Source organism: Kribbella sp. NBC_00482 (genome assembly GCF_036013725.1).
In the GTDB taxonomy this organism is placed as follows: Bacteria; Actinomycetota; Actinomycetes; order Propionibacteriales; family Kribbellaceae; genus Kribbella.
On the sequence record NZ_CP107881.1, the window covers coordinates 7,801,159 to 7,825,072 of the forward strand.

General features: G+C 69.4%; 23 protein-coding genes. 3 read left to right on the forward strand and 20 right to left on the reverse strand.

Annotation, left to right across the window (positions count from 1 at the left end):
- Positions 1-52 precede the first annotated feature (52 nt).
- Positions 53-1,042, forward strand: a complete 990-nt coding sequence (locus OHB24_RS37635; RefSeq protein WP_327635701.1) for an ArsR/SmtB family transcription factor — start codon at positions 53-55, stop codon at positions 1,040-1,042.
- A 598-nt stretch (positions 1,043-1,640) separates the two neighbouring features.
- Here the strand turns inward: OHB24_RS37635 and OHB24_RS37640 are convergent.
- The 3 genes from OHB24_RS37640 to OHB24_RS37650 form a co-directional block, all read right to left on the reverse strand.
- A complete protein-coding gene (locus OHB24_RS37640; RefSeq protein WP_327635702.1) occupies positions 1,641-3,674 on the reverse strand; it encodes a primosomal protein N' in 2,034 nt (677 codons plus the stop codon).
- 106 nt (positions 3,675-3,780) lie between these two features.
- Entirely contained in the window at positions 3,781-4,974 is a 1,194-nt protein-coding gene (gene metK / locus OHB24_RS37645; RefSeq protein WP_131339323.1) for a methionine adenosyltransferase, read from the reverse strand.
- 189 nt (positions 4,975-5,163) lie between these two features.
- Positions 5,164-6,276, reverse strand: coding sequence for a winged helix DNA-binding domain-containing protein (locus tag OHB24_RS37650; RefSeq protein WP_327635703.1), 1,113 nt, complete (start codon positions 6,274-6,276; stop codon positions 5,164-5,166).
- A gap of 92 nt (positions 6,277-6,368) precedes the next feature.
- On the opposite strand from OHB24_RS37650, the gene OHB24_RS37655 reads away from it, so the two are divergent.
- Positions 6,369-7,274, forward strand: coding sequence for a GNAT family N-acetyltransferase (locus tag OHB24_RS37655; RefSeq protein WP_327635705.1), 906 nt, complete (start codon positions 6,369-6,371; stop codon positions 7,272-7,274).
- On the opposite strand, the gene OHB24_RS37660 is transcribed toward OHB24_RS37655, so the two are convergent.
- The 8 genes from OHB24_RS37660 to OHB24_RS37695 all read right to left on the reverse strand — a co-directional run bounded on the left by OHB24_RS37660 (position 7,245) and on the right by OHB24_RS37695 (position 12,305).
- A complete protein-coding gene (locus tag OHB24_RS37660) occupies positions 7,245-7,721 on the reverse strand; it encodes a GNAT family N-acetyltransferase (protein WP_327635707.1) in 477 nt (158 codons plus the stop codon). The genes OHB24_RS37655 and OHB24_RS37660 overlap by 30 nt on opposite strands.
- Positions 7,722-7,724: 3 nt before the next feature.
- Positions 7,725-9,020, reverse strand: a complete 1,296-nt coding sequence (gene coaBC / locus OHB24_RS37665) for a bifunctional phosphopantothenoylcysteine decarboxylase/phosphopantothenate--cysteine ligase CoaBC (RefSeq protein ID WP_327635708.1) — start codon at positions 9,018-9,020, stop codon at positions 7,725-7,727.
- A gap of 39 nt (positions 9,021-9,059) precedes the next feature.
- Positions 9,060-9,362, reverse strand: a complete 303-nt coding sequence (rpoZ, locus tag OHB24_RS37670) for a DNA-directed RNA polymerase subunit omega (RefSeq protein WP_130388473.1) — start codon at positions 9,360-9,362, stop codon at positions 9,060-9,062.
- Between the two features lie 2 nt (positions 9,363-9,364).
- A complete protein-coding gene (gmk, locus tag OHB24_RS37675; protein WP_327635709.1) occupies positions 9,365-9,958 on the reverse strand; it encodes a guanylate kinase in 594 nt (197 codons plus the stop codon).
- A gap of 38 nt (positions 9,959-9,996) precedes the next feature.
- Positions 9,997-10,311 (reverse strand): integration host factor, actinobacterial type, encoded by a 315-nt coding sequence (mihF, locus tag OHB24_RS37680; RefSeq protein WP_327635710.1) that lies wholly within the window; start codon positions 10,309-10,311, stop codon positions 9,997-9,999.
- 117 nt (positions 10,312-10,428) lie between these two features.
- Positions 10,429-10,803, reverse strand: a complete 375-nt coding sequence (locus OHB24_RS37685) for a hypothetical protein (protein ID WP_327635711.1) — start codon at positions 10,801-10,803, stop codon at positions 10,429-10,431.
- Positions 10,804-10,915: 112 nt separating this feature from the next.
- Positions 10,916-11,143, reverse strand: a complete 228-nt coding sequence (locus OHB24_RS37690; protein WP_327635712.1) for a hypothetical protein — start codon at positions 11,141-11,143, stop codon at positions 10,916-10,918.
- A complete protein-coding gene (locus OHB24_RS37695; RefSeq protein WP_327635713.1) occupies positions 11,037-12,305 on the reverse strand; it encodes an EamA family transporter in 1,269 nt (422 codons plus the stop codon). Before OHB24_RS37695 ends, OHB24_RS37690 begins: the two co-directional genes overlap by 107 nt.
- Positions 12,306-12,374: 69 nt before the next feature.
- Between OHB24_RS37695 and OHB24_RS37700 the strand changes: the two genes are divergently transcribed.
- Positions 12,375-13,238, forward strand: coding sequence for a LysR family transcriptional regulator (locus OHB24_RS37700; RefSeq protein ID WP_327635714.1), 864 nt, complete (start codon positions 12,375-12,377; stop codon positions 13,236-13,238).
- On the opposite strand, the gene OHB24_RS37705 is transcribed toward OHB24_RS37700, so the two are convergent.
- The 9 genes from OHB24_RS37705 to pyrR form a co-directional block, all read right to left on the reverse strand.
- Positions 13,208-14,170 carry a DUF4037 domain-containing protein gene (locus OHB24_RS37705; RefSeq protein WP_327635715.1) on the reverse strand — a complete coding sequence of 321 codons (963 nt, stop codon included), beginning with the start codon at positions 14,168-14,170 and terminating at the stop codon, positions 13,208-13,210. The two genes, OHB24_RS37700 and OHB24_RS37705, sit on opposite strands and share 31 nt — an antisense overlap.
- A 116-nt stretch (positions 14,171-14,286) precedes the next feature.
- Complete coding sequence (pyrF, locus tag OHB24_RS37710) at positions 14,287-15,150, reverse strand: orotidine-5'-phosphate decarboxylase (protein WP_327635716.1); 864 nt, start codon at positions 15,148-15,150, stop codon at positions 14,287-14,289.
- Positions 15,147-16,187: a quinone-dependent dihydroorotate dehydrogenase gene (locus OHB24_RS37715; RefSeq protein ID WP_327635717.1), complete on the reverse strand. Its 1,041-nt coding sequence runs from the start codon at positions 16,185-16,187 to the stop codon at positions 15,147-15,149. The genes pyrF and OHB24_RS37715 overlap by 4 nt, the downstream gene beginning before the upstream one ends.
- On the reverse strand, positions 16,180-19,485 hold the full coding sequence (gene carB / locus OHB24_RS37720) for a carbamoyl-phosphate synthase large subunit (protein WP_327635718.1): 3,306 nt from the start codon (positions 19,483-19,485) through the stop codon (positions 16,180-16,182). The genes OHB24_RS37715 and carB overlap by 8 nt, the downstream gene beginning before the upstream one ends.
- Positions 19,485-20,606 carry a glutamine-hydrolyzing carbamoyl-phosphate synthase small subunit gene (gene carA / locus OHB24_RS37725; protein WP_327635719.1) on the reverse strand — a complete coding sequence of 374 codons (1,122 nt, stop codon included), beginning with the start codon at positions 20,604-20,606 and terminating at the stop codon, positions 19,485-19,487. Before carA ends, carB begins: the two co-directional genes overlap by 1 nt.
- Complete coding sequence (locus OHB24_RS37730; RefSeq protein WP_327635720.1) at positions 20,603-21,088, reverse strand: PH-like domain-containing protein; 486 nt, start codon at positions 21,086-21,088, stop codon at positions 20,603-20,605. The genes carA and OHB24_RS37730 overlap by 4 nt, the downstream gene beginning before the upstream one ends.
- Positions 21,085-22,377, reverse strand: coding sequence for a dihydroorotase (locus tag OHB24_RS37735; RefSeq protein ID WP_327635721.1), 1,293 nt, complete (start codon positions 22,375-22,377; stop codon positions 21,085-21,087). Before OHB24_RS37735 ends, OHB24_RS37730 begins: the two co-directional genes overlap by 4 nt.
- Positions 22,374-23,312 carry an aspartate carbamoyltransferase catalytic subunit gene (locus OHB24_RS37740; RefSeq protein ID WP_327635722.1) on the reverse strand — a complete coding sequence of 313 codons (939 nt, stop codon included), beginning with the start codon at positions 23,310-23,312 and terminating at the stop codon, positions 22,374-22,376. Before OHB24_RS37740 ends, OHB24_RS37735 begins: the two co-directional genes overlap by 4 nt.
- Positions 23,312-23,908, reverse strand: coding sequence for a bifunctional pyr operon transcriptional regulator/uracil phosphoribosyltransferase PyrR (gene pyrR / locus OHB24_RS37745; RefSeq protein WP_327635723.1), 597 nt, complete (start codon positions 23,906-23,908; stop codon positions 23,312-23,314). Before pyrR ends, OHB24_RS37740 begins: the two co-directional genes overlap by 1 nt.
- Between the last annotated feature and the right edge of the window lie 6 nt (positions 23,909-23,914).

Genomic DNA, 23,914 nt, shown 5'->3' on the forward strand with positions numbered 1-23,914 from the left:
CCGGGCTCGCCGCGGCCTTGTCGACGATTAGGCTCAGGGCTAATCTAGCCGGGTGATCACGATCAGGCTGAACGCCGGGGACATCGGGCGGATCCGGTTCGCGCTGTCGCCGGTGTGGGAGGCCGTGACGAGTGTGCGGGCGCTGAGCAACAACACCGCGCGCAGCGTGCACGGGCCGTGGCTGCAGAAGGTCCGGCCGACGATCGAGGGCGACGACCTGACGTTGCTCAGGGCCCTCATTCCGTCGTCCGGCTATATCCCGGACTTCCTGACCCCGGCCCCGCCGCGCCGGTCGACGAGCCTGGAGTCGGGCCTCGCCGCGATCGCCGCGACACCGCACGACCTGGTCGCCGACGAGCTCACGAAGCTGCACGCGGAGAACCCGGACCCGGTGCTTTCTGAGCTGATGGCACACCCGGCGAAGGCGCTGGACGTGATCACCGAGGCGCTGGAGACGTACTGGCGACGGGCGATCGAGCCCGACTGGCGGCGGATGCGGTCGCTGCTGCAGGAGGATCTCGCGTTCCGGCTGGACGAACTGGCGAGTGGCGGGATCGAGCGGCTGTTCCGCAACCTGCATCCGTCGATCAAGTACGCCGACGACCGCATCGAGATCGATCGGCCGTTCTGCTGCGACGGCGAACCGATGACCGGACAGGGCCTGCTGCTGGTGCCGTGCGTGTTCACCTGGCCGGCCGGGCTCGCCGTCACAGGCGCGCCGCACGTGCCGACCATCACGTACCCGCCGCGCGGCCTCGGCCGCTTGTGGGAGGACCGTCAGGACACCACGGACTCCCCGCTCGCCGACCTGGTCGGCCGCACGAGAGCCGCGATCGTCAGCCACCTCGATCTGCCCATGTCCACAACGCATCTGGCCCACCAGCTAGGCGTCACGGCACCCACCCTCAGCGTCCACCTCAGCATCCTCCGCAATGCCGGCGTAGTGACGTCCCGCCGCGACGGCCGCACGGTCCTCTACTACCGCACCTCGCTGGGCCACCAGTTGCTCGCCGCCGCAACGCCCCTCGCCACCTCCGCCTGATCGCTTCGACTCCGGCTCGCCAGCCCGGCTGGCATGGTGGAGAGTTTCCAGCACCTCACTGGAGGGTTTCTGGCGTCATCACAGGAAAGCCCTCCTACCAACCACCATCCCCATCCCACTCCGAGGGTCGCCAGGTCTGGGAACTGGGGACTGCTACCCACCTGAAGTCACCAGCCAGCGTCCCCGATCGCCCCGCCGACGTCACCGGCCCCGGGCATTGGGCGTGGGTGCGCCGGGTCAGGGCTCGGGCGGCTGTGCTGCGGATTTCTGTGCAAGGTCGACAGTACGTATACGTCCACTGACCGGCGATCCGGACTACTGCCCGGTGCGGGGTGGCAGGTAGCAGAAGTATACGTACTGTCGAGATGCAGTTTCCGGCGGACTGCGGCTACCCGTAAGCGCGGTCAGCCGGTTGCCGGGGGAAGCGACACCCTCCGGGTGCTGCGGACAGCGAATATCAGGTGCGAGCCCACCAGAACCTGTCACACGGCCCGCGGCCCAGCCGACCCACGCCTCCAACGAAGCCGAATGACCCTGTGTCGCGCCACCAGTTCCTGTTTGCGGCACCAATTCCTGGCCGCGACCGACGCGCGGCGGCCTAGCCGAAGCTGGGTGGGTCAACCTGGATTCGGACTGTGCCGGGGTTCTTCTTGGTGGTGCGGGCCGACTGGGATTCCTTGAGGGAGCGGACGAGGGTCGTGCCGTGGGCGCGGGGGGTGCGCACCACGGCTCGGACGGTGTCCTCGTCGAGGTCGACCGGGCCGAGCACCTCGAGACCGGCGGACGGCGGCATCAGGTCGCGGAGGCGGGTGACGAGGTCGTTGACGGATTCGGCCGGGCCGGTGAGCTCGGCGAGTTTGGCGGCCGGGGCGAGGCGGGCGGTACGGCGTTCCTCGATCTCGCGGGCGGCGTACCCCTCCGGGCTCCACCGCACGATCGCCTGCAGCGGCAGCGCGGACGGGTCGCCTACCAGGATCACCATCCCGCCGGAGCTTGCCGGGCGGACCAGGGCAGCCGCGTTGAACCAGCGGCGTACCGCTTCCTCGGAGGCCCGCAGATCGGGGCGAGCCAGCATCAGCCAGGTGTCGAGGAGCAGCGCCGCGCTGTACCCGCCCTCGGCGACCGGCTCGGCGCCCGGCGTGCTGACGATCAACGCCGGCGCGTCCGGTACGACGTCGAGCATGTTGTCCCCGCCCGACGTACGGACAACGACCCCGGGGAACGCGCGCCCGAGTTCTTCCGCCGTACGACGTGCGCCGATGATCGCCGCGCGCATCCGGGTGTCCCCGCACTCCGGGCACCGATGATCCGCCGCGGGCCGGCCGCACATGCTGCAGCTCGGCGGCCCGGATCCCCCGGTACGACGCAACGTCCCGCCACACGTGGAGCACCGCGAAGGCGCCCGGCACGTCTGGCACACCAAACTCGGCAAATACCCCGCCCGCGGCACCTGCACCAACACCGGCCCGGTCCGCAGGCCTTCGCGCGCGATCTCGAACGCCCTGGACGGCAACCGCGCCGCGCGCGCCGACGGATCACGCGCCAGGTCGATGTCCGACTCCCCCGCGATGTGCACCGACGGCGCCGCCGCCCGGGTCACCTTCCGGTCCGCGATCAGCTCATGCGCGAACCCGGACTCCACCAGAGCCGCTGCCTCCGCGGACCGCGCAAACCCACCGAGCAACGCCGCGCACTTCTGCCGGAACGCCCGTAGCAGCAGGACTTCCCGGGCATTCGGGTACGGCGCACGGGGCTCGGCGTACGACTCGTCGCCGTCGTCCCACATCGCCACCAGCCCGAGATCCGCCACCGGAGCGAACGCCGCCGCCCGCGTCCCGATCACCACCCGCGCACGGCCGTGCAACGCGGACAGGAACGCGCGATAGCGAGCCGTCGGCCCCAGATCCGCGGACAACGTGACGAACCCGGACTCCCCCAGCACCTCGCTGCACGCGGCCGCGAGCCGCTCGAGGTCACGGGCGTCCGGGGCAAGGAGCAGGGCGCCGCGGCCGGACGCGGCGCAGACGGCCGCAGCCTGCGCGAACGCCAGCGGCCAATCGGCGCCCGGCACGGCGGTCCAGACCGCGCGCGGCGCCTCTCCCCTGGCGACCGCGTCCAGAAAGCCAGGAGGGTACGGCGACCACTCCGAGCGGGACGTCGACACCGGCGGACGCGGCGGCTGATCGCAGCGCAGCGCCTCGCCCTCGACCTTCGCGTGCCGCGGCGGCACCGCGAGCCGCGTGACGTCCGCGAGCACCCCGGCGTACCGATCGGCGACGTCGCGGCAGAGGTCCGCGATCTCCGGCGTCAGCACCTGCTCGGGCGAAACGACCTTGCGGAGCCGGACCAGCTTGCCGTCGTGGTCCGACTCGTCGAGCCGCTCCAGCACGAACCCGTCGAGGTCCTTGCCGGCGAACCGCACCTTCACCCGCGCACCGGGTTGCGCGGCCGCGGCCAGGTCGTCAGGCACCAGGTAGTCGAACGGCCGGTCCAGATGCGGGAGCGAGACATCGACCGCGATCCGGGCCACCGGCAACGTCGTCGTGATCTCGGCCGGTTCCTTGGTGCGCGACTTGCGAACGGTGTCGCGCAACAGCGTCAGCTGCTCCGGCGAGTCTCCGTTCGATGTCACCGGGAAACTCTAGTCGGCAACGACGACACTCCGTCGGAGGCCGACTGCCGACCTGTGGACAAACCAAGGCCCGGCTGCCGTGAAAGGCAGCCGGGCCGAGTAGTGCTTACTTGCTGACCGCGGCCTTGAGGGCCTCGACGCGGTCCGTGCGCTCCCAGGTGAAGCCTTCGCCGGTGCGGCCGAAGTGGCCGTTCCGCGCGGTCTGGGCGTAGATCGGCCGGAGCAGCTCCAGGTCCCGGATGATCGCGGCCGGCCGCAGGTCGAAGACCTCGCGGACCGCGGCGGCGATCTTGTCCACCGCGACCTTCTCGGTGCCGAACGTGTCGACGTAGAAGCCGACCGGCGCGGCCTTGCCGATCGCGTACGCGACCTGGCACTCGACCCGGTCCGCGAGCCCGGCCGCGACGATGTTCTTCGCCACCCAGCGCATCGCGTACGCCGCCGAGCGGTCCACCTTGGACGGGTCCTTGCCGGAGAACGCGCCGCCGCCGTGCCGCGCCATACCGCCGTAGGTGTCGATGATGATCTTCCGCCCGGTCAGCCCGGCGTCGCCCATCGGGCCGCCGATCTCGAACCGGCCGGTCGGGTTCACCAGCAGTTTGTAGTCGGTCGCATCGATGTCGAACTGCTCGAGCACCGGGTCGACGACGTGCTTCTTGATGTCCGGCTGCAACATCGTCTCCAGGTTGATGTCCGCCGCGTGCTGGCTGGACACCACCACGGTGTCGATCCGGACCGCCTTGTCATCGTCGTACTCGACCGTGACCTGGGTCTTGCCGTCCGGCCGCAGGTACGCCAGGGTGCCGTTCTTGCGCACCTCGGCGAGCCGCTCGGACAGCCGGTGCGCGATGGTGATCGGCAGCGGCATCAGCTCCGGCGTCTCGTTGGACGCGTAGCCGAACATCAGTCCCTGGTCGCCTGCCCCCTGCAGGTCCAGTTCGTCCTTGGACGCGTCCGAACGCGTCTCGTACGCCGTGTCGACACCCTGCGCGATGTCCGGGGACTGGCTCCCGATGGCGACCTGCACCCCACAGGACGCGCCGTCGAAACCCTTCAGGGACGAGTCGTAGCCGATCTCCAGGATGCGCGCACGCACGATCCCCGGAATGTCGACGTACGCCGTCGTGGTGACCTCACCCGCAACGACGACCAGACCCGTGGTGATCAGGGTCTCGACCGCGACCCGGCTCTTCGGGTCCTCGGCCAGCAATGCGTCGAGGATGGAGTCGCTGATCTGATCAGCGATCTTGTCCGGGTGACCTTCGGTCACGGACTCGGACGTGAAAAGGCGCCTCGCCACAGTTCTCCCTCGGATTCCTCTTGTGCCGCCCGGTTGCGCGTTGGCACAGCCGCACGATCCCCCCATGCACCGGCGGTTGGCGATGCATCTTGGGAAGTATGCCAGCAGTTTCCGCCCGCGTCCCGGTGACGCTCCGAATTCATCCAAGATACGAGATTAGTGATCATATTCTGGACCGGCGGTACCGGTTCAGGCGTGCGCGCCGACCGTCACGTCGCCGAGTGTGAGCGACGGCGCACAATCAAGGATCGCAGCCAACCGGTCCGCCTCGACGTCCAGCAGCGTGCGTCGGCGCCGGTTCAGCGGGGTCAGGGCCTCGACGGTGACGTGCAGCTTCTTACCGGTCTTCTTCTGGTGCCAGACGCCGGCCACGATGCCGTCGACGAGGAGCAGCGGATAGTTGCCGGCCTGGCCGCGGGCGGTCGCCCGGTCGAACGCCTTACCCGGAAAGAGCAGTTCGCGCGGGAAGCTGCCGACGCCGTACGCGTCGAAGTACGGCAGCAGCCGGACGCCCTCCGCGCGCTCGTCGGGGAACTCGTCGTCGCCGGGAGCGACCCAGGCGGTCTGACCGTTGAGCTCGACCTGCGGCAGTTGGTCGAAGTACGGCTTCACCATGGTCGGCGTGGCCTTGAGCCACCGGGCGAACTGCTGCGGGGTCGCGGGCCCGTAGGAGTAGAGGTACCGGTGCAGGAGTTCGGTGAGCGCTTTCTCCGCGGGCATCGGGTCGAACGGGCGGAGCCGGTGCGGATTCGAGTACGTCGTGAGCCGGCCGCGCATCGGCCCGTGGCAGAGGACGCCGGCGTGCGCGGCGACGTGGACCGCCTGCCGCCAGCGGGCCCAGGCGCCCTGGAACGCCGGGATCGTCGGCGTCCGGGCCCATTCACCGGTACGCCGTACGACTTCCTCCGTGAGCTCGTCGACGGTCAGGTCGTCGTTGGCGAGGGCCTCACCGATCGCGGCGACGACCTGGTCGAGCTCATCCGGCGTCATCCGGATCGGTTCCGGCTGCTGTCCGCCGGCCGGCAGCGCGGACAACGCACCGGTCCACATCGGCAGGTCGTCGAGCGGCAGCAGGTGCACAGTCCCACGCGGACCGAACGTCTTCACCAGGCCTTCGTCGCGCTGCACCGATTCACGGTTCGCCCCGTCGACGCGCAGCGCCACGGACACCTCCCCCGCCGCCGCGATCTGCGCATGCGCCCCACACATCGCCCGCACGGCATCCCCCGGCGTCTCCGCGGCTTCGCTCAGAAAGTGCCGCCGCATCCGCCGCGCAACCACAGCCGCCCAGGTGATCTCCATACCCTCAGCCTAGGAGTCAAAGCGGACAGCTTTTGACCTCTAAGCCCGCAAAATCTGGAGCCCTTCGCAGCAAGCTGAGGCAAGCTGACGTCATGACTACGAGCATCCGGACTGCGATCACCGACGCCGACTACGAAGCCTGGCGCGCGGTGCGGATCGCGGTGCTGCCGTACGAGCGCTGCCCGACCGTCGCCGAGCTCCGCGACCTCGAACGCCCCGGCCGTCTGATGCTCCTGGCGGAGATCAACGGCGAGGTGGTCGGCAGCGGACACGCGGATCGCTCCGGCGACGGCGAGCGGGCGGCGTTGGCAGCGCGCGTCCACCCGGACTTCCGCCGGCGCGGCGTGGGGACAGGTCTGCTCCGGGTGCTCGCCGACCATGCGGTTGCCCAGGGCTACGACACTGCAGGGGCCACTGTCGACGACGACGGGTCCAGGCTGTTCGCTGAGCGGTTCGGCTTCGTGGAGAGGAATCGGGAGGTCGAACAATTGCGGACGATCGGCGACGAACCGCAGCCGGTAGCGCCGACGGAGTACACGATCGTCTCGGTCGCCGAACGTCCGGAGCTGTGGGCGGCGGCCTATCACCAGGTCGCGCTGCCGACCTTCCCGGACATGGACCACCCGGTCGCGCTGAAGGTCTCCGAGGACGACTGGGCGAAGGAATGGATCAACGACCCGGCCGCGATGTTCGTGGCCGTCGCCGGTGACGAGGCGATCGGTGTCGCGGGGCTGATGCTCGACTCCGATCGCCCGGAGCGCGCGGAGGTCGCCTACACCGCCGTACGCCGGGAATGGCGCGGCAAATCGGTCGCCGCAACGCTCAAGCGCACCAGCATGGCGTGGGCCGCCGACCACGGAATCACCGAGATCTACACCTGGACGCAACGCGGCAACGACGCGATGCGCCGCCTCAACGAACACCTCGGCTTCACCTACGGCATCACCAGCATCTCGATGCGCGCACCACTACCGCTGATAGCGAAAGACCTGCCGTGAACCACCCTCCGGACCATTCTCCGCGGTCTCGGCCGGCACGAACCCGAGCCGCTCGTAGAACGCGCGCGCCCCACTGGTCACCGCCCCCGGATGATCCGCGCCGAACGTGACGACGTCGACAACGTCCCCCTCGGCAAGCCCCCGGCCCGCAGTAAGCCGGTCCATCGCCGCGTCCATCAACTGCCGTCCGGCGCCTTGGCCTCGAACGCGCTCGGAGACGACCAGCCAATGCACCGCGAACCGCGGTGCGTCCCCACCGAACAGCACCCCTCCGACCAACTGATCCGCATCCGAAGCCACCAGCGCCCGGTCGTCGGCGATGTGCTTGTGGAGTGCCCGATGAAAGCCCGGCACGGCGACCATCGGGCCGAACCAGTGCTCGACCTCACCGGCCAGCTCGAGGATGCCCGGTACGTCGGCATCGGTCGCCGGCCGGACAGTCAGCACAGGTCAGGCCCAGTGGGTGGCGACGAGGTTCCAGATAACGCCGGCGAGGGCGTCTTTGCTGCCGGAAGGGACGTGGAGGGCGCTGCCGGCGCGGTCGAGGATGACGGCCTCATTGAGGTCGCTGCCGAAGACCTTGCCGCCGGAGACGTCGTTGACGACCAGCAGGTCGCAGCCCTTACGTTCCAGCTTGGCGCGGCCGAGCTCGAGGACGGTGTGGTCGGCGTCGCCGGTCTCGGCGGCGAACCCGACGATGACCTGATCGGTGCGCGACCGGTCGTGCGAGATCGTCTGCAGGATGTCCGGGTTCTGCACGAGGCTGACCGCGGGCACCGAGCCGTCGGCGGTCTTCTTGATCTTGTGCTCGGCGACGTCGGCCGGCCGGAAGTCAGCCGGGGCGGCGGCCATCACGATCGCGTCCGCGTCGGCGGCGCGCCCGGTGATCTCGTCGTACAGGTCGCGGGTGCTGGTGACCGGGACGACCTGGACGCCGGCCGGGTCGGGCAGTTCGGAGTTCGCCGCGACCAGGGTGACCTTGGCGCCGCGGGCGGCCGCGATCCGGGCGAGGGCGTAGCCCTGCTTGCCGGACGACGAGTTGCCCAGGTACCGCACGGGGTCGAGGTGCTCACGCGTCCCGCCCGCGCTGATCAGCACGTGCTTGCCGGTGAGGTCGGCGACCGACTGGCCGGCCGCGCGGGCGGCCTCGTCGGCGAGCATCAGCTGGCTGATCGCGAAGATCTCCGACGGCTCCGGTAGCCGGCCGCGGCCGGTGTCGGTGCCCGTCAGGCGCCCGACCGCAGGCTCGAGGACCGTGATCCCGCGGGAACGCAGCGTCGCGACGTTCGCCTGGGTCGCCGGGTGCTCCCACATCTCGGTGTGCATCGCGGCCGCGAACAGGATCGGGCAACGCGCGGTGAGCAGGGTGTTCGTGAGCAGGTCGTCGGCCAGCCCGTGGGCGGCCTTGGCGATCAGGTTGGCAGTCGCGGGCGCCACCACGACCAGCTCGGCCGCCTTGCCGATCCGGACGTGCGGCACCTCTTGCACGTTGTCGAACGGATCGGCGGTCACCGGCTGCCCGGAAAGTGCCGCCCAGGTCGCCGCGCCGACGAACTCCAGCGCGGCCGCCGTCGGCACCACGCGCACGCTGTGCCCGGACTCGGTCAGCCGGCGGAGCAGATCACAGACCTTGTACGCCGCGATGCCGCCGCCGACGCCCAGCACCACGTTGGGCTTGTGCTTGGGAACGACGTCAGCCCCCGGAGCGCTCGTGGCTTCGGGGGTCTGGTCACCGGTTGCGGACATCTTGTGCGGACTCCGTTCCCGGTCGTCTGTTCTAGGTGACTACTCGGACTTCTCCGCGGCAGCGGCTTCCGCCTCGGCCTCGGGGTCGATGTCGGTGCAGGTCAGCACGCCCTCGTTGATCTCGCGCATCGCGATCGACAGCGGCTTCTCCTGGACGTGCGTCTCGACCAGCGGTCCGACGTACTCCAGCAGGCCCTCGCCGAGCTGTGAGTAGTAGGCGTTGATCTGCCGCGCGCGCTTGGCCGAGTACAGCACCAGCTTGTACTTGGAGTCGGTGCGGGTGAGCAGGTCGTCGATCGGCGGGGACGTGATGCCGATGGCGACAGGCTGGTTGCCAGACAAGGTCAGGCCTTTCCAGAGATGTGGGGTGATCGAATCAACTTTACCAACTGATCGGCGGCTTCCCGAACCGAGGCGTTGACGATCGTCACGTCGAACTCCTTCTCGGCCGCCAGTTCGACGGTCGCGGTCTCCAGCCGCTGCTCCCGCTCCTCCGGCGTCTCGGTGCCGCGGTACAGCAGCCGACGTACCAGTTCGTCCCAGCTCGGCGGGGCCAGGAAGACGAACTGTGCCTCCGGCATCGACGCCCGGACCTGGCGCGCTCCCTGCAGATCGATCTCCAGCAGGGCCGGCCGGCCCGCGGCGAGCTTGTCGAGCACCGGCTGCCGCGGCGTCCCGTAGCGGGCCGCCTTGTGCACCACCGCCCACTCCAGCAACTCGCCGTCGGCGATCATCCGGTCGAACTCGGCGTCCGAGACGAACAGGTAGTGCACGCCGTGCACCTCGTTCGGCCGCGGCTTGCGGGTGGTCGCGGACACCGAGATCCAGATCTCCGGGAACCGCTCGCGGATGTCTGCCGCGACGGTTCCCTTACCGACCGCGGTCGGGCCGGCCAGCACCGTCAGCCGGGCCGGGGCGTCACCAGGGTTCGTTGTCATCGTCACACCAGTGTCCAACGAACCGGTCAATGTCTGGCTCACTCGGCGAATTCGCGCTCGAGCGCGGCGATCTGGTTGGAGCCGAGGCCACGCACCCGCCGCGTCTCCGAGATCCCCGCGCGCGTCATGATCTGCTGAGCGCGGACCTTGCCGACGCCCGGGATGCACTGCAGCAGCTGGCTGACCCGCATCTTGCCGATGACGTCGTTCTTCTGCCCCTCGTGGAGCACCTCCGTCGGAGACGCTCCCGAGTGCCGGATCCGGTTCTTGATCTCGGCTCGTTCACGCCGCGCCGCCGCGGCCTTGTCCAGAGCGGCCGCACGCTGCTCCGGCGTCAAAGAAGGAAGTGGCACCGTTTCACCTGTCCCGTTGTATGGCTTCGCAAGGGAACCTAACACGGGTTCAGCCCGAGGTCTGGTGGTGGTGGAACCGAGTCGCGGGACGAGCGGGCGATTGGAACGATCAGTTGATCAGTTCAGTGCCGGGAGGTCGACCTTGCAGCTGTCCTTGGCCTGGCTGGTGATGTTCTTGTACGCCGTCATCACGCTGCCGGTCTGCTTGCTCAGTTCGGCCAGCTTCGTGGCGTCCGTACCGGCCGTCTTGGCCTTCTCCGCGAAGGCGACGACGACACCCCAGTCGTCCTTCACGTCCTTCGGCGCGGACTCCTGGAGCTTCTTCGCGTCGTCCAGGATCTTCACGTAGTCGACCGGCTTCTGCGGGTCGACGTCGACTGCCTTGGCGGCGTACTTGGCGAGGTCCACGCAGTACGCCTGCTCGTCGGTGCAGGCAGTCAGCACACCTGCGGTTGCGGCCATGGTCGCGAGAACGGCGAGAGAGCGCTTCACGACGTTCACGCTACAGGTAGGCGGGACTACCGGGCGAAACCGCCATCGGGCGGGCACGCGCTGGTGGGACGGAACGGGCAGAGCCGTCCCACCAGGCTGCGCCAACGGCAGGTCAGCTACCGGAACCCGGCAGGTCGATCTTGCAGGTGTCCTTCGCCTGCTTGGTGATCGCGTCCATCGCCGGCTGGATCTTGGAACCGTCGGACTTGGCCAGCTCCATCAGCTTGTTCGTGTCACCCTTGGCGTCCTGCGCCTTCTCGGCGTAGTCGATGACAGTCTTCCAGTCGTCCTGCAGGTCCTTCGGCGCCGACTTCGAGACCTTCTTCGCCTGGTCCAGCATCTTGCCGACCGCGTCGGAGTCCTTGATGTCCAGGTTCTTCGCCGACTCGACGTAGCCCTTCAGGTCTCCGCAGTAGTCGCCGCCCGAGCAGGCCGTCAGGGCGCCAACACTCATCGTCACAACGGCCGCGAGGGCTGCCAGCTTCCGCATCGTGTTCCTTCACTGTGTCAAGCGGGAAGACCGTGGCTCCCCGTCCGCCGACACCTTTCCGAACGCCGGGGTCACCGCGAGCTCCGGCACGCCGTGAAGAACGTCGCACCGACCGACTGGAACCGGGTTGTGATCTACCGCGTCGTCGTTCGAGTCCACTTTCAGGTACGCCGGATTTCTTGCCACCGAACGTGATGGCGACAGCGTTGGCCGACACGATCACCAGGATCGCCGCCCAGTCGAGGATCGCGAGCTTCTGATCGAGAACGACCAGCCCGACAAACGCCGCCAGTACAGGATTCACGCTCATGAAAACGCCGAAGAACTGCGCCGGAACGCGCCGGAGCGTGAGCAGATCGACAAGGAACGGCACGGCCGACGAGAGCACGCCGGCCACCAGCGCGTACGACGCTGCGGCAACGGTCGGCGGGTGATGCAGCAGCACGACCACGCCGATCGGGACGTACGCGAGGCCCGACAACGCTGCCGCCGCGGCCGAACCGGTTGCGCCCGGCAACTCTTGACCGACCTTCCGGTTGAGCAGGATGTAGAACGCCCAGCACAGCGCGGCGAGCAGACCGAGCCCGATCCCGAGGTAGTCCGTCGTTGCCTGCGGGCGGGCCAGCAGGACGACAGCGGGCGCAGCAACGAGCGCACAGGCCAGGTCGAGCACGCGCCGTGACGCCAGAAGCGCAACGGCCAGCGGGCCCAGGAACTCCAGCGTGACGCCCAGGCCCAGGCCAACCCGGTCGATCGCGGTGTACAGGGACAGGTTCATCACGGCGAAGACCGCCGCCAGCCCGACGACCAGACGCCATTGCGGCGCAGTGATCGACCGCAGCCGCGGTCTCCCGATCGCGAGCAGCACGATCGCGGCGACCCACTGCCGGATCGCCACTACGCCCGCCGGGCCGATCACCGGGAACGCGAGCGCCGCCACCGACGCACCGACCTGCGTCGACAGCCCGCTCCCGAGCATCATCACCACACCGACCAACCGATCTCGCCTCACGATCACGAGAGTCCGCCCGGCGCGGGCCTGCGCAAAATGCAGCGGGCGGCCGATCTATACGCTGGAGTCATGGATATCCGGCAGCTGCGGTGCTTGGTGGAGATCGTCGACTCGGGGACGTTCACCGACGCCGCGATCGAGCTCGGGATCTCGCAGGCCGCGGTGTCCCGCAACCTGCTCGCCCTGGAACGCGAACTCGGCGTGCGCCTGCTGCATCGGACCAGTCGTTCACTCACCCCGACCACGGCCGGCGTCCGGGTACTCGCGCGGGCGCGGCACATCCTCGCGGAGATCGACGAGCTCGTGAGTGAGGCGACGAGCGGCCACACCCGTCTGCGAGTCGGTCACGCCTGGTCGGCGTTCGGGAGCCGCACCCGCGAGTTCCAGCGCCGGTGGGCGGCTGAGCATCCCGGTATCGAGCTGCAGCTGATCCGCACCAACACCGCCACCGGCGGGCTCGCCGAGGGCCTGTGCGATCTCGCGGTCATCCGCAGCCAGTTGGACCTGCGGCGATTCGGGCACGTGTTGCTGACCCAGGAACGGCGGTACTGCGCGCTGCCCGCCGACGACCCGCTGGCTCGTAAACGGGCGCTGACGCTCGATCAGCTCCGGGACCGGACGCTCGTGATCGACCGTCGTACCGGGAGCACCACGGCCGATCTCTGGCCGGAGAGCGCTCGCCCGCTTCTCGAGCACACCCAGGACGTCGACGACTGGCTGGCCGCGATCGCGTCCGGGCGGTGCGTCGGCGTGACGCCGGAGGCGACCTCGACGCAGTACCGGCGGGACGGGGTGGTCTACCGCCCGCTGCGGGACGCTCCGCCGGTCGACGTACACCTGATCTGGCATCGCGAGGACCCGCATCCCGCGACGCAGGCAGCCGTCGACCTGCTGATCGCGCTCTACCGCGAGTCGAGCAGCCCGAGCAGGTGACGGCGATCGCCGGTGCGATGCAGGACATCGCGAACCTGCTCGACCCCGCCTACGGGCCAGCGGTCCGCGATCCGGCGTACCTCATGGTCCTGGATCGCGGCGGAGAGCGCTCCCGGGAAGTCACCCCAGACGACCTCGAACGGCCGGCCCCACATCCGCTCGACGCCGAACTCGACCGGCGCGGTGATCGCCAGCCGGTTGTGCAACTCCCCCACGGCCCGATAGACCGCCGAGAGCGCTTTCTCGCGTTCTTGCCACGTTTCCGACCGCAACACCTCGCGGCATAGAGGACCGATCGACGGACCGCAGGACAGGCGGGCGAACGCCGTACCGAACCACTTCGAGTACGGCGCGTACTGCCGCTCCATCAGGAAGCACAACCGCATCAGGTCTTGCGCGAGCTGCGAGCCGAGCAGCGCCGACCCGAGCTCGTCCCCGACGTACCCGGCCCGGCCGACCAGGTTCATCTCGGGATGCACGCGCCACCAGGCTGCGATCATCAGGTAGCGCCAGACGTCGTCCGGGTAATACGCGAGCCGATCCCGCACGTCCTGCAAGCCGAGGTCGTCGTGGAACACCGCACCCGCGGTCATCATCAACAGCACGTGCTCCGGAAACGTGAACCATTCCGAAGCAGTCGGCTCCCGTACGGCGTCCCAGCCGAGCTGCTGCTGGAAATACCCGCGGATCGTGTGTACCTCGACAAACGCCGCCCGCCCCTCGAACTGCGCAGGAACGTCCGGCGCCACCTCGACCCCGTCGTCCACGAACAGCACCACGCGCGCTTCACAGTTGTGATCGGTCGACATCGCGTCGTCGTACCCGAGCACCTCCGACCCACGCCCCAGCAACCCCGCACTGTGCGGCACGCCGACAACCGGCCGGACAACCTCGCTGTAGAACCTGCGGCACAACTCCAACCCCGAACCCATGCCGACGAAGATCGCATACCCGGCCTTGTTCTGCAGCTCGACAGGACATGTCGGGTTCCTCGGCGCGATCGGGCACGCTGCTGAGCGCCGACCGGCGCGGCGGCGCGCGGCTGGCGTTAGTACCCCAGGACTGTTCGGTAGGCGGCGTTTGTGCGGGCGGCGGCGTCCTGGAGGGCGGTGGCGTCGGGACCGGCTCCGAGGATCTCCCGAGTGCTGGACGGTACGACGTTGCGCACCGCGGACCCGAACACCTCGATCAGGCCCTCGACCGTGCCGCCCTGGGCGCCGAGCCCCGGCGCGAGCAGCGGGCCGTTGATGTCCAGGTTCTCATCGGTCGAACCGATGGTGGCCCCAACGACCGCGCCGAAAGAACCCAGCCCGTCGGCGTCGGCGTTCAACGCCCGCAGACTGTCGAGGACCGCGCCGGCGACGGTGGGACCGTCGGCGGTACGGGCCGTCTGGAACTGCGGGCCCTCCGGGTTCGAGGTGAGCGCGAGGACGAACAACCCGGCTCCCGCCTCCCGGGCCTCGTCGATCGCGGGCTGCAGCGAGCCGAAACCGAGGTACGGGCTGACCGTCAGCGCGTCGCACGCCAGCGGCCCCTTCTCGGCCAGGTACGCCGACGCGTAGCCCGCCATCGTCGTACCGATGTCACCGCGCTTCGCGTCGATGATCACCAGCGCCCCGGCGTCCCGCAGCCGGATCGTCGCCTGCTCCAGAACGGCGATCCCGGCCGACCCGAAGCGCTCGAAGAACGCTGACTGCGGCTTGAACACCGCGACCCGGTCGGCGAGCGCGTCGACGACGCCGTACGTGAACGAGGCCAGGCCCTCCGCGGTGTCGGGCAGACCCCACGCGTCGAGCAGATGTGCGTGCGGGTCGATGCCGAGGCACAACGGCCCGCGGGTGTCCATCGCCGCCCGCAACCGGGCGCCGAACGGTTTGCTAGGCATGTCGCTCCCGAAAGTCTCGTTGCTCATGGCAATCTCCTGTTGATCTGCCGGATCAGCCCCGGCCCGCGATAAATCAATCCTGTGTAGACCTGGACGAGGCTCGCGCCGGCGTCGAACAGGCGGGCCGCGTCCGACGGGTCCACGATCCCGCCGACTCCGATGACGGGGAGCGCTCCCCCGGTTTCCCCGTGGATGTGCGCGACCACCTTCGCGGCGGTCTCGGCGAGCGGCCGCCCGGACAAGCCGCCGGTCTCACTCGCGAGCGGATGCCCGGAGACGCCTGCCCGGTCGATCGTCGTGTTGGTGGCGATGATGCCGGCGACGCCGGTGCTGGTGCAGACCTGGAGGAGTTCGTCGATCGCCGACGTGGTCAGATCCGGTGCGATCTTCACCAGGATCGGCTTCGGAGCCAGCCCGGCGACGGTCAGCGAGGCAGCCTCGGTGTGCAGCGCGGTCAGCAGTTCGCGGAGATGGCCGGCGTCCTGCAGAGAGCGCAATCCCGGCGTGTTCGGCGACGAGACGTTGACCGCGAAATAGTCGCCGTACCGGTAGAGGCGGCGCAGCGAGGTCACGTAGTCCTCAACCGCCTCTTCCAGCGGCGTCACCTTCGACTTCCCGATCGAGATCCCGAGCGGGTAGCCGAGGTCGCCGTACGCCGCCAGTCGCGCGGCCAGCGCCTCGCTGCCGAGGTTGTTGAAGCCCATCCGGTTGATGACTGCCTCGTGCTCGATCAACCGGAACAGCCGAGGCCGGGGGTTGCCCGGCTGCGGGTGCGCGGTGACTGTACCGACCTCGACGAAGCCGAACCCGATCGCGGGCCAGGCACGCAGTGCGATCCCGTTCTTGTCCATGCCGGCCGCGAGTCCGACCGGCGACGGGAACCGGATCCCGAAGACCGTCCGGGCCGATGTCGAGGCCGAGGCGCCGAACAGGCGGGCCCCGGCCGCGGCAGCGCCCGGTAGGCGCCCGAGGAGGCGCATACCGTTGAGCGTCTGCTCGTGGGCGACCTCGGCGTCACCGCGACCCAGCCGGTACAGGACCGGCCGGACCACTCGCCTATACACCGCGGATCCTCGGCACCCAGTCCTGCAGCGACCGGACGCCGATGTCGCCGGCGCGCTGCGCCTCGATCCCCTGCACCGCGGCCGCCAGCCCCTGCACGGTGGTGATGCACGGGATGTTCCGCGCCACCGCCGCGCTGCGGATCTCGTACCCGTCGATGCGCGGAGAACCGCCCTGGGTGATCCCGATCGGGGTGTTGACGATCAGGTTCAGCTCGCCGTCCTGGACCATCTGCACGATCGTCGGCTCACCGTTCGGGCCCGGGCCCTGGCTGCTCTTGCGGACCGTGACCGCCTCGACGCCGTTGCGCCGCAGCACGTCGGCCGTGCCTTCGGTCGCGTAGATCTGGTACCCGAGATCCGCCAGCCGCTTGACCGGGAAGATCATGTGCCGCTTGTCCCGGTTCGCGACCGAGACGAACACCTTCCCGTCGGCGGGCAGCGGCTGCGACGCCCCGGCCTGCGACTTCGCGAACGCCGTACCGAAGGTCTCGTCGATGCCCATCACCTCGCCGGTCGACTTCATCTCCGGCCCGAGCACCGTGTCGACCGACCTGCCGTCGACGGTCCGGAACCGGTTGAACGGCATCACGGCCTCCTTGACCGCGATCGGCGTCGTCGTCGGCAGCGTGCCCCCGTCTCCGGTGGCCGGCAGCATGCCCTCGGTCCGCAGCTCAGCAATAGTTGCCCCGAGCATCACCCGGGCCGCGGCCTTGGCCAGCGGTGTCGCGGTCGCCTTCGACACGAACGGCACCGTCCGGGACGCCCGAGGGTTCGCCTCCAGCACGTACAGGACGTCGCCGGCGAGCGCGTACTGGACGTTCAGCAGGCCCCGGACGCCGACACCGCGGGCGATCGCCTCGGTGGACTTCCGGATGTTCTCGATATCCGCGTTCCCGAGCGTGATCGGCGGCAGCGCGCAGGACGAGTCGCCGGAGTGCACACCGGCCTCCTCGATGTGCTCCATCACGCCGCCGAGGAACAGTTCCTCGCCGTCGAACAGGCCGTCGACGTCGATCTCGACCGCGTCGTCGAGGAACCGGTCGATCAGGACCGGGTGCTCCCAGGAACCCGAGCCGGCGCTCAGCCGGTCCAGCGCCGCGGTCAGCTCGGCCGAGCTGTAGACGATCTCCATCCCGCGACCGCCCAGCACGTACGACGGCCGGACGAGGACCGGGAACCCGATCTCCTCCGCGACGGCGTGGGCCGCCTCGGCCGACATCGCCGTACCGTGCTTCGGCGCCGGCAGCTTCGCGTCCGCGAGCACCTTGCCGAACGCGCCCCGCTCCTCCGCGAGGTGGATCGCCTCGGGCGACGTTCCGACGATCGGTACGCCGGCGTCCGCGAGCCGCTGCGCCAGCCCGAGTGGGGTCTGGCCGCCGAGCTGGACGATCACGCCGGCGATCGGTCCGGCCTGCAACTCGGCGTACACGATCTCGAGCACGTCCTCGCAGGTGAGCGGCTCGAAGTACAGCCGGTCGGAGGTGTCGTAGTCGGTCGAGACCGTCTCCGGGTTGCAGTTCACCATCACCGTGCAGTAGCCGGCCTCGCGCAGCGCCATCGACGCGTGCACGCAGGAGTAGTCGAACTCGATGCCCTGCCCGATCCGGTTCGGCCCGGAGCCGAGGATCAGCACGGCCGGCTCCGAGCGCGGCGCGACCTCGGTCTCCTCGTCGTACGACGAGTAGTGGTACGGCGTCTCGGCCTTGAACTCGGCCGCGCACGTGTCGACCGTCTTGTAGACCGGCCGGATCCCGAGCGCCTGCCGGACGCCTCGTACGACGTCCTCGGTCAGGCCGCGGATCTCGGCGAGCTGCAGGTCGGAGAACCCGTGCCGCTTGGCCAGCTTGATGACGTCGGGCGTCAGCCGCGGCGCGGCCGCAACCTGGAGAGCGGTCTCGTGGATCAGGTACAGCTGGTCCACGAACCACGGGTCGATCTTCGTGGCGTCGAAGATCTGCTCCGGCGTGGCACCGGCCCGGATCGCGTCCATGACGATCCGCAGCCGGCCGTCCTGCGGCGTCTTGATGGTCTCCAGCAACGGCTCGAGCTCGCTGGCAGGCTGACCGGCCCAGGAGAACCGGGCCTCCGGCTTCTCCAGCGACCGCAGCGCCTTCTGCAGCGCCTCGGTGTAGTTCCGGCCGATCGCCATCGCCTCGCCGACGCTCTTCATGTGCGTGGTCAGCGTGGCGTCCGCGGCCGGGAACTTCTCGAACGCGAACCGCGGCACCTTCACCACCACGTAGTCCAGCGTCGGCTCGAAGCTGGCCGGCGTCTGCTTGGTGATGTCGTTCGGGATCTCGTCGAGCGTGTAGCCGATCGCGACCTTCGCGGCGATCTTCGCGATCGGGAAGCCGGTCGCCTTCGACGCCAGCGCGGACGAGCGGGACACCCGCGGGTTCATCTCGATGACGATCAGGCGACCGTCCTCCGGGTTCACCGCGAACTGGATGTTGCAGCCGCCGGTGTCGACCCCGACCTCGCGGATGATGCCGATCGCGAGGTCCCGCATCACCTGGTACTCGCGGTCGGTCAGCGTCATCGCCGGGGCGACCGTGATCGAGTCGCCGGTGTGCACGCCCATCGGGTCGACGTTCTCGATCGAGCAGATGATCACGACGTTGTCGGCCTTGTCGCGCATCACCTCCAGCTCGTACTCCTTCCACCCGAGGATCGACTCCTCGATCAGCACCTCGGTGGTCGGGCTGGCGTGTAGTCCGGCGCCGGCGATCCGGGTCAGGTCCGCCTCGTCGTACGCCATTCCGGAGCCGACGCCGCCCATCGTGAACGACGGCCGCACCACGAGCGGGTAGCCGAGCTGGTCGGCCGCGCCCATGACGTCGTCGATCGTGTGGCAGATCACCGACCGCGCGGTCTCCGCGCCGAGCTTCTCGACGATCTGCTTGAACGACTCCCGGTTCTCGCCGCGCTGGATCGCGTCGACCGACGCGCCGATCAGTTCGACGCCGTACTTCTCCAGTACGCCGCTGTCGTGCAACGCGATCGCCGCGTTCAGGGCGGTCTGGCCGCCGAGGGTGGCGAGCAGCGCGTTCGGGCGCTCCTTCTCGATGACCTTCTCGACGTACTCCGGGGTGATCGGCTCGATGTACGTGGCGTCGGCGAACTCCGGGTCGGTCATGATCGTGGCCGGGTTGGAGTTCACCAGGACGACCCGGAAGCCCTCCTCGCGCAGCACCCGGCAGGCCTGGGTGCCGGAGTAGTCGAACTCGCAGGCCTGGCCGATCACGATCGGTCCGGACCCGATCACCAGGACCGAATCGATGTCTGTCCTGCGCGGCATCAGTTCCGACCTTCCATCAGTTCTACGAAGCGGTCGAACAGGTACGCCGAGTCGTGGGGACCGGCCGCCGCTTCAGGGTGGTACTGCACAGAGAACGCGAGCACCCGGCCGTCGTGGCCGGTGAGCTTGAGTCCTTCGACGACGTTGTCGTTCAGCGAGACGTGCGACACCTCAGCGGTTCCGTACGGCGTCTCGACCTTCGAGTCGATCGGGGCGTCCACCGCGAACCCGTGGTTCTGCGCGGTGATCTCGACCTTGCCGGTCGCCCGGTCGAGCACCGGCTGGTTGATCCCGCGGTGCCCGTACTTGAGCTTGAACGTGCCCAGTCCGAGCGCCCGCCCGAACACCTGGTTGCCGAAGCAGATCCCGAAGTACGGCTTCCCGCGCTGGAGCAGTTCCTTCAGGAGCGTGGTCGGGTGCTCGGTGGTCTCCGGGTCGCCCGGACCGTTGCTCATGAAGATGCCGTCCGGGTTCACCGCGAGGATCTCGTCCAAAGAGGTGTTTGCCGGCATCACGTGGACCTCGATGCCGCGCTCTGACATCCGCTTCGGCGTCATCGTCTTGATCCCGAGGTCGAGCGCGACCACCGTGAAGCGCTTCTCCCCCTCGGCCGGGACGACGTACGGCTCGAACGTCGTCACCTCCGAGGCGAGGTCCGCGCCGACCATCGGCGGCTGCTCGAGGACCTTCTGCAGCAGCTCGGCGGGGTCCAGGATCTCGGTGGAGATCCCGGCGCGCATCGCGCCGCGTTCCCGCAGGTGCCGGGTCAGCGCGCGGGTGTCGATCCCGGAGATCCCGACGATCTCCTGACCCTTCAGCTGGTCGTCGAGCGATCGCTTGGCGCGCCAGTTCGACGGCACGCGGGCCGGGTCGCGGACGACGTACCCGGCGACCCAGATCTTCTGCGACTCGTCGTCCTCGTCGTTGATCCCGGTGTTGCCGATGTGCGGCGCGGTCTGGGTGACGATCTGCCGGTGGTACGACGGGTCGGTCAGTGTCTCCTGGTAGCCGGTCATCCCGGTGGTGAACACCGCCTCGCCGAACGTGGATCCGGTCGCCCCGTACGACGTACCGGCGAACGACCGTCCGTCCTCCAGGACGAGCAGCGCTGGCTGGCTCATAGTGCTCCGATCAGGGTCGAGATTGATGCGGTCAGGGCGGCGGTGTCGGCCTTACGACGCGGACGGAACCCGGTGTCGAGCTCACGGCCGTCGTGGGTCCAGGTGACCACGACCAGGCCGGACTTCTCCGCGGTCACCTTGCCTGCGATGCCACGGTCGGTCCGGACCCCGGTCAGGTGATCCGCGGGGATGAAGACATCCGCCGCGCCCTGCCGGTGGAAGATCAGGCCGGCCTCACTGACGGCCAGGTCCGCGGTGGCGCGGACGCCCAGTTCGTGCACGGCGATCCGGTCCATCCAGTCGCCGGCACTCGTCGTCGTGACGTAGACCCCCTCCACGCCGCGCGTCGTGTCGCCCGGCGCCGTGGGCAGAGGCGCCAGGTCGGCCTGCCGGGCCTGGCGGTTCTGCCAGCCCCGGTACATGCCGAAGTAGCCCGCTGCCAGTACCAGCAGCGTGCCGAGAATGCCGAGGAACGCCCTCACCGGGTGAGCTCACCGTCCAGGACTGTCGGCGTACCGCGCAGGAACGTCGCCACGACCTTGCCGGGCAGCGTCATCCCGTCGAACGGCGTGTTCCGCGACAGCGACACCGACTCCTCGGGTACGACGGTCCGCTCGACCCTGGGGTCGTAGAGGACGACGTTCGCGGGCGCGCCGGCCTCCAGCGGGCGGCCGTGCTCGGCGGCCTGACCGATCGCGGCCGGCCGGTAGCTCATCCGGTCGGCGACCTCGGCCCAGGTCAGCAGCTTGGTGTCGATCATCGCGTGCTGGACCACCGAGAGAGCGGTCTCCAGGCCGGTCATGCCGAACGCGGCCGCGCTCCACTCGCAGTCCTTGTCCTCGACCGGGTGCGGCGCGTGGTCGGTGGCGACGATGTCGATCGTGCCGTCGGCCAGGCCCTCGCGGACGGCCTCGACATCCTCCTTGGTGCGCAGCGGCGGGTTCACCTTGTACACCGGGTTGTAGGAGGTGGCGAGTTCCTCGGTCAGCAGCAGGTGGTGCGGGGTGACCTCGGCGGTCACCTCGAGCCCGCGGCGCTTCGCCGCGCGGACGATCTCCACCGAGCCCTTGGTGGACAGGTGGCAGACGTGCAGCTTCGACCCGACGTGCGCGTTCAGCAGGATGTCGCGGGCGATGATCGCCTCCTCGGCGACGCTCGGCCAGCCGGTCAGGCCGAGAACGCCGGAGAGCGCTCCCTCGTTCATCTGCGCGCCCTGGGTGAGCCGGGGCTCCTGCGCATGCTGGGCGATCACACCGCCGAACGCCTTCACGTACTCGAGGGCGCGGCGCATCAGCGCTGCGTCCCAGACACAGTCGCCGTCGTCGGAGAACACCCGGACCCGGGCGGCGGAGTCCGCCATCGCGCCGAGCTCGGCGAGCTGCGTGCCCTTCCGTCCGACCGTGACGGCGCCGATCGGGTACACGTCGGAGTACCCGGCGTCGCGGCCGAGGCGCCAGACCTGCTCGACCACACCCGCCGTGTCGGCGACCGGGTCGGTGTTGGCCATCGCGAAGACCGCGGTGAACCCGCCCTTCGCGGCCGCGCGGGTGCCGGTGAACACCGTCTCGGCGTCCTCCCGGCCGGGCTCGCGCAGGTGCGTGTGGAGGTCCACCAGCCCCGGCAGCGCGACCAGCCCCTGCGCGTCGATCGTCTGCGCGTCGGCAGGCGCGTCGAGGCCAGTGCCGATGGCAACGATCTCGCCGTTGTCGATCAGCAGGTCCGCTTGGTCACCGCCAACGATCCGTGCGCCGGTGATCAGGTATGCGGTCATGCCGTGTGCTCCTCGTTCTCGTTACTTCCAGATAGCAGCAGGTACAGGACGGCCATCCGGATCGCCACGCCGTTCGTGACCTGCTCGACGATCACCGAGCGGGTGGAGTCGGCGACGTCGGCGCTGATCTCCATACCGCGGTTCATCGGCCCGGGGTGCAGCACGATCGCCTCGTCCGGCAGCTGCGCCATCCGGTTCCTGTCCAGCCCGTAGCGGCGCGTGTACTCGCGGGCGCTCGGGAAGAACGCGTCGTTCATCCGCTCCCGCTGCACCCGCAGCATCATCACCGCGTCGCTCTTCGGCAGCACCGAGTCGAGGTCGTACGACGTGGCGCACGGCCACCTGCTCATGTCGACGGGAACCAGCGTCGGCGGGGCGACCACGGTGACCTCGGCGCCGAGCGTCGAGAGCAGCAGCACGTTCGACCGCGCGACCCGCGAGTGCAGGACGTCGCCGACGATCGTGATCCGGCGGCCCTCCAGCGAGCCGAGGTGCCGGCGCATCGTGAACGCGTCGAGCAACGCCTGCGTCGGGTGCTCGTGGGTGCCGTCGCCGGCGTTCACGACCGACCCGGTCATCCAGCCCGACTTCGCCAGCAGGTGCGGCGCACCCGACGACCCGTGCCGGCAGACGACGCCGTCGGCGCCCATCGCCTGCAGGGTCAGCGCGGTGTCCTTCAGGCTCTCGCCCTTGCTCAGGCTCGAGCCCTTCGCGGAGAAGTTGATGACGTCCGCGGACAGCCGCTTGGCGGCCGCCTCGAACGAGATCCGCGTCCGGGTCGAGTCCTCGAAGAACAGGTTCACCACGGTCCGCCCGCGCAGCGCGGGCAGCTTCTTGATCGGGCGATCGGCCAGCGACCGCATCTCCTCGGCCGTGTCGAGGATCAGGTTGGCCTCGTCGCGGTTCAGGTCCGCGGCGCTCAGCAGGTGCTTCATCAGCCCTTCGCCCCCTTGTCAGCGATCAGTACGGCGTCTTGCCCGTCGTACTCGGTCAGGTGGACGGTGACGCGCTCCACCAGGGAGGTCGGCAGGTTCTTGCCCACGTAGTCGGCGCGGATGGGCAGCTCGCGGTGGCCGCGGTCGACCAGGACGGCGAGCTGGACGGCGCGCGGGCGGCCGATGTCGCCGAGCGCGTCGAGGGCCGCGCGGATCGTCCGGCCGGAGAACAGCACGTCGTCGACGAGCACCACGACCTTGCCGTCGATACCGTCCGCCGGGATGTCGGTGTGTTCCAGGCCACGGGGTGGTTTGAGACCGATGTCGTCGCGGTACATGGTCACATCGAGTGACCCTGTCGGTACGCTCTGCCCCTCAACGGCCTGGATCCGGGCCGAGACGCGTTGCGCCAGCGGGACTCCGCGGCTGGGGATGCCGAGCAGGACGACCGGGTCGGCGCCGCGGTTCCGCTCGAGGATCTCGTGGGCGATCCGGGTCAATGCCCGGGAAATGTCGGAAGCGTCGAGTACCTCGCGGCTGCTGCGTTTCGGCGGCTGCGCGGTCTCGGGGTGCTCTGCGCTGTGGGCAGGGCTCATCGCTAC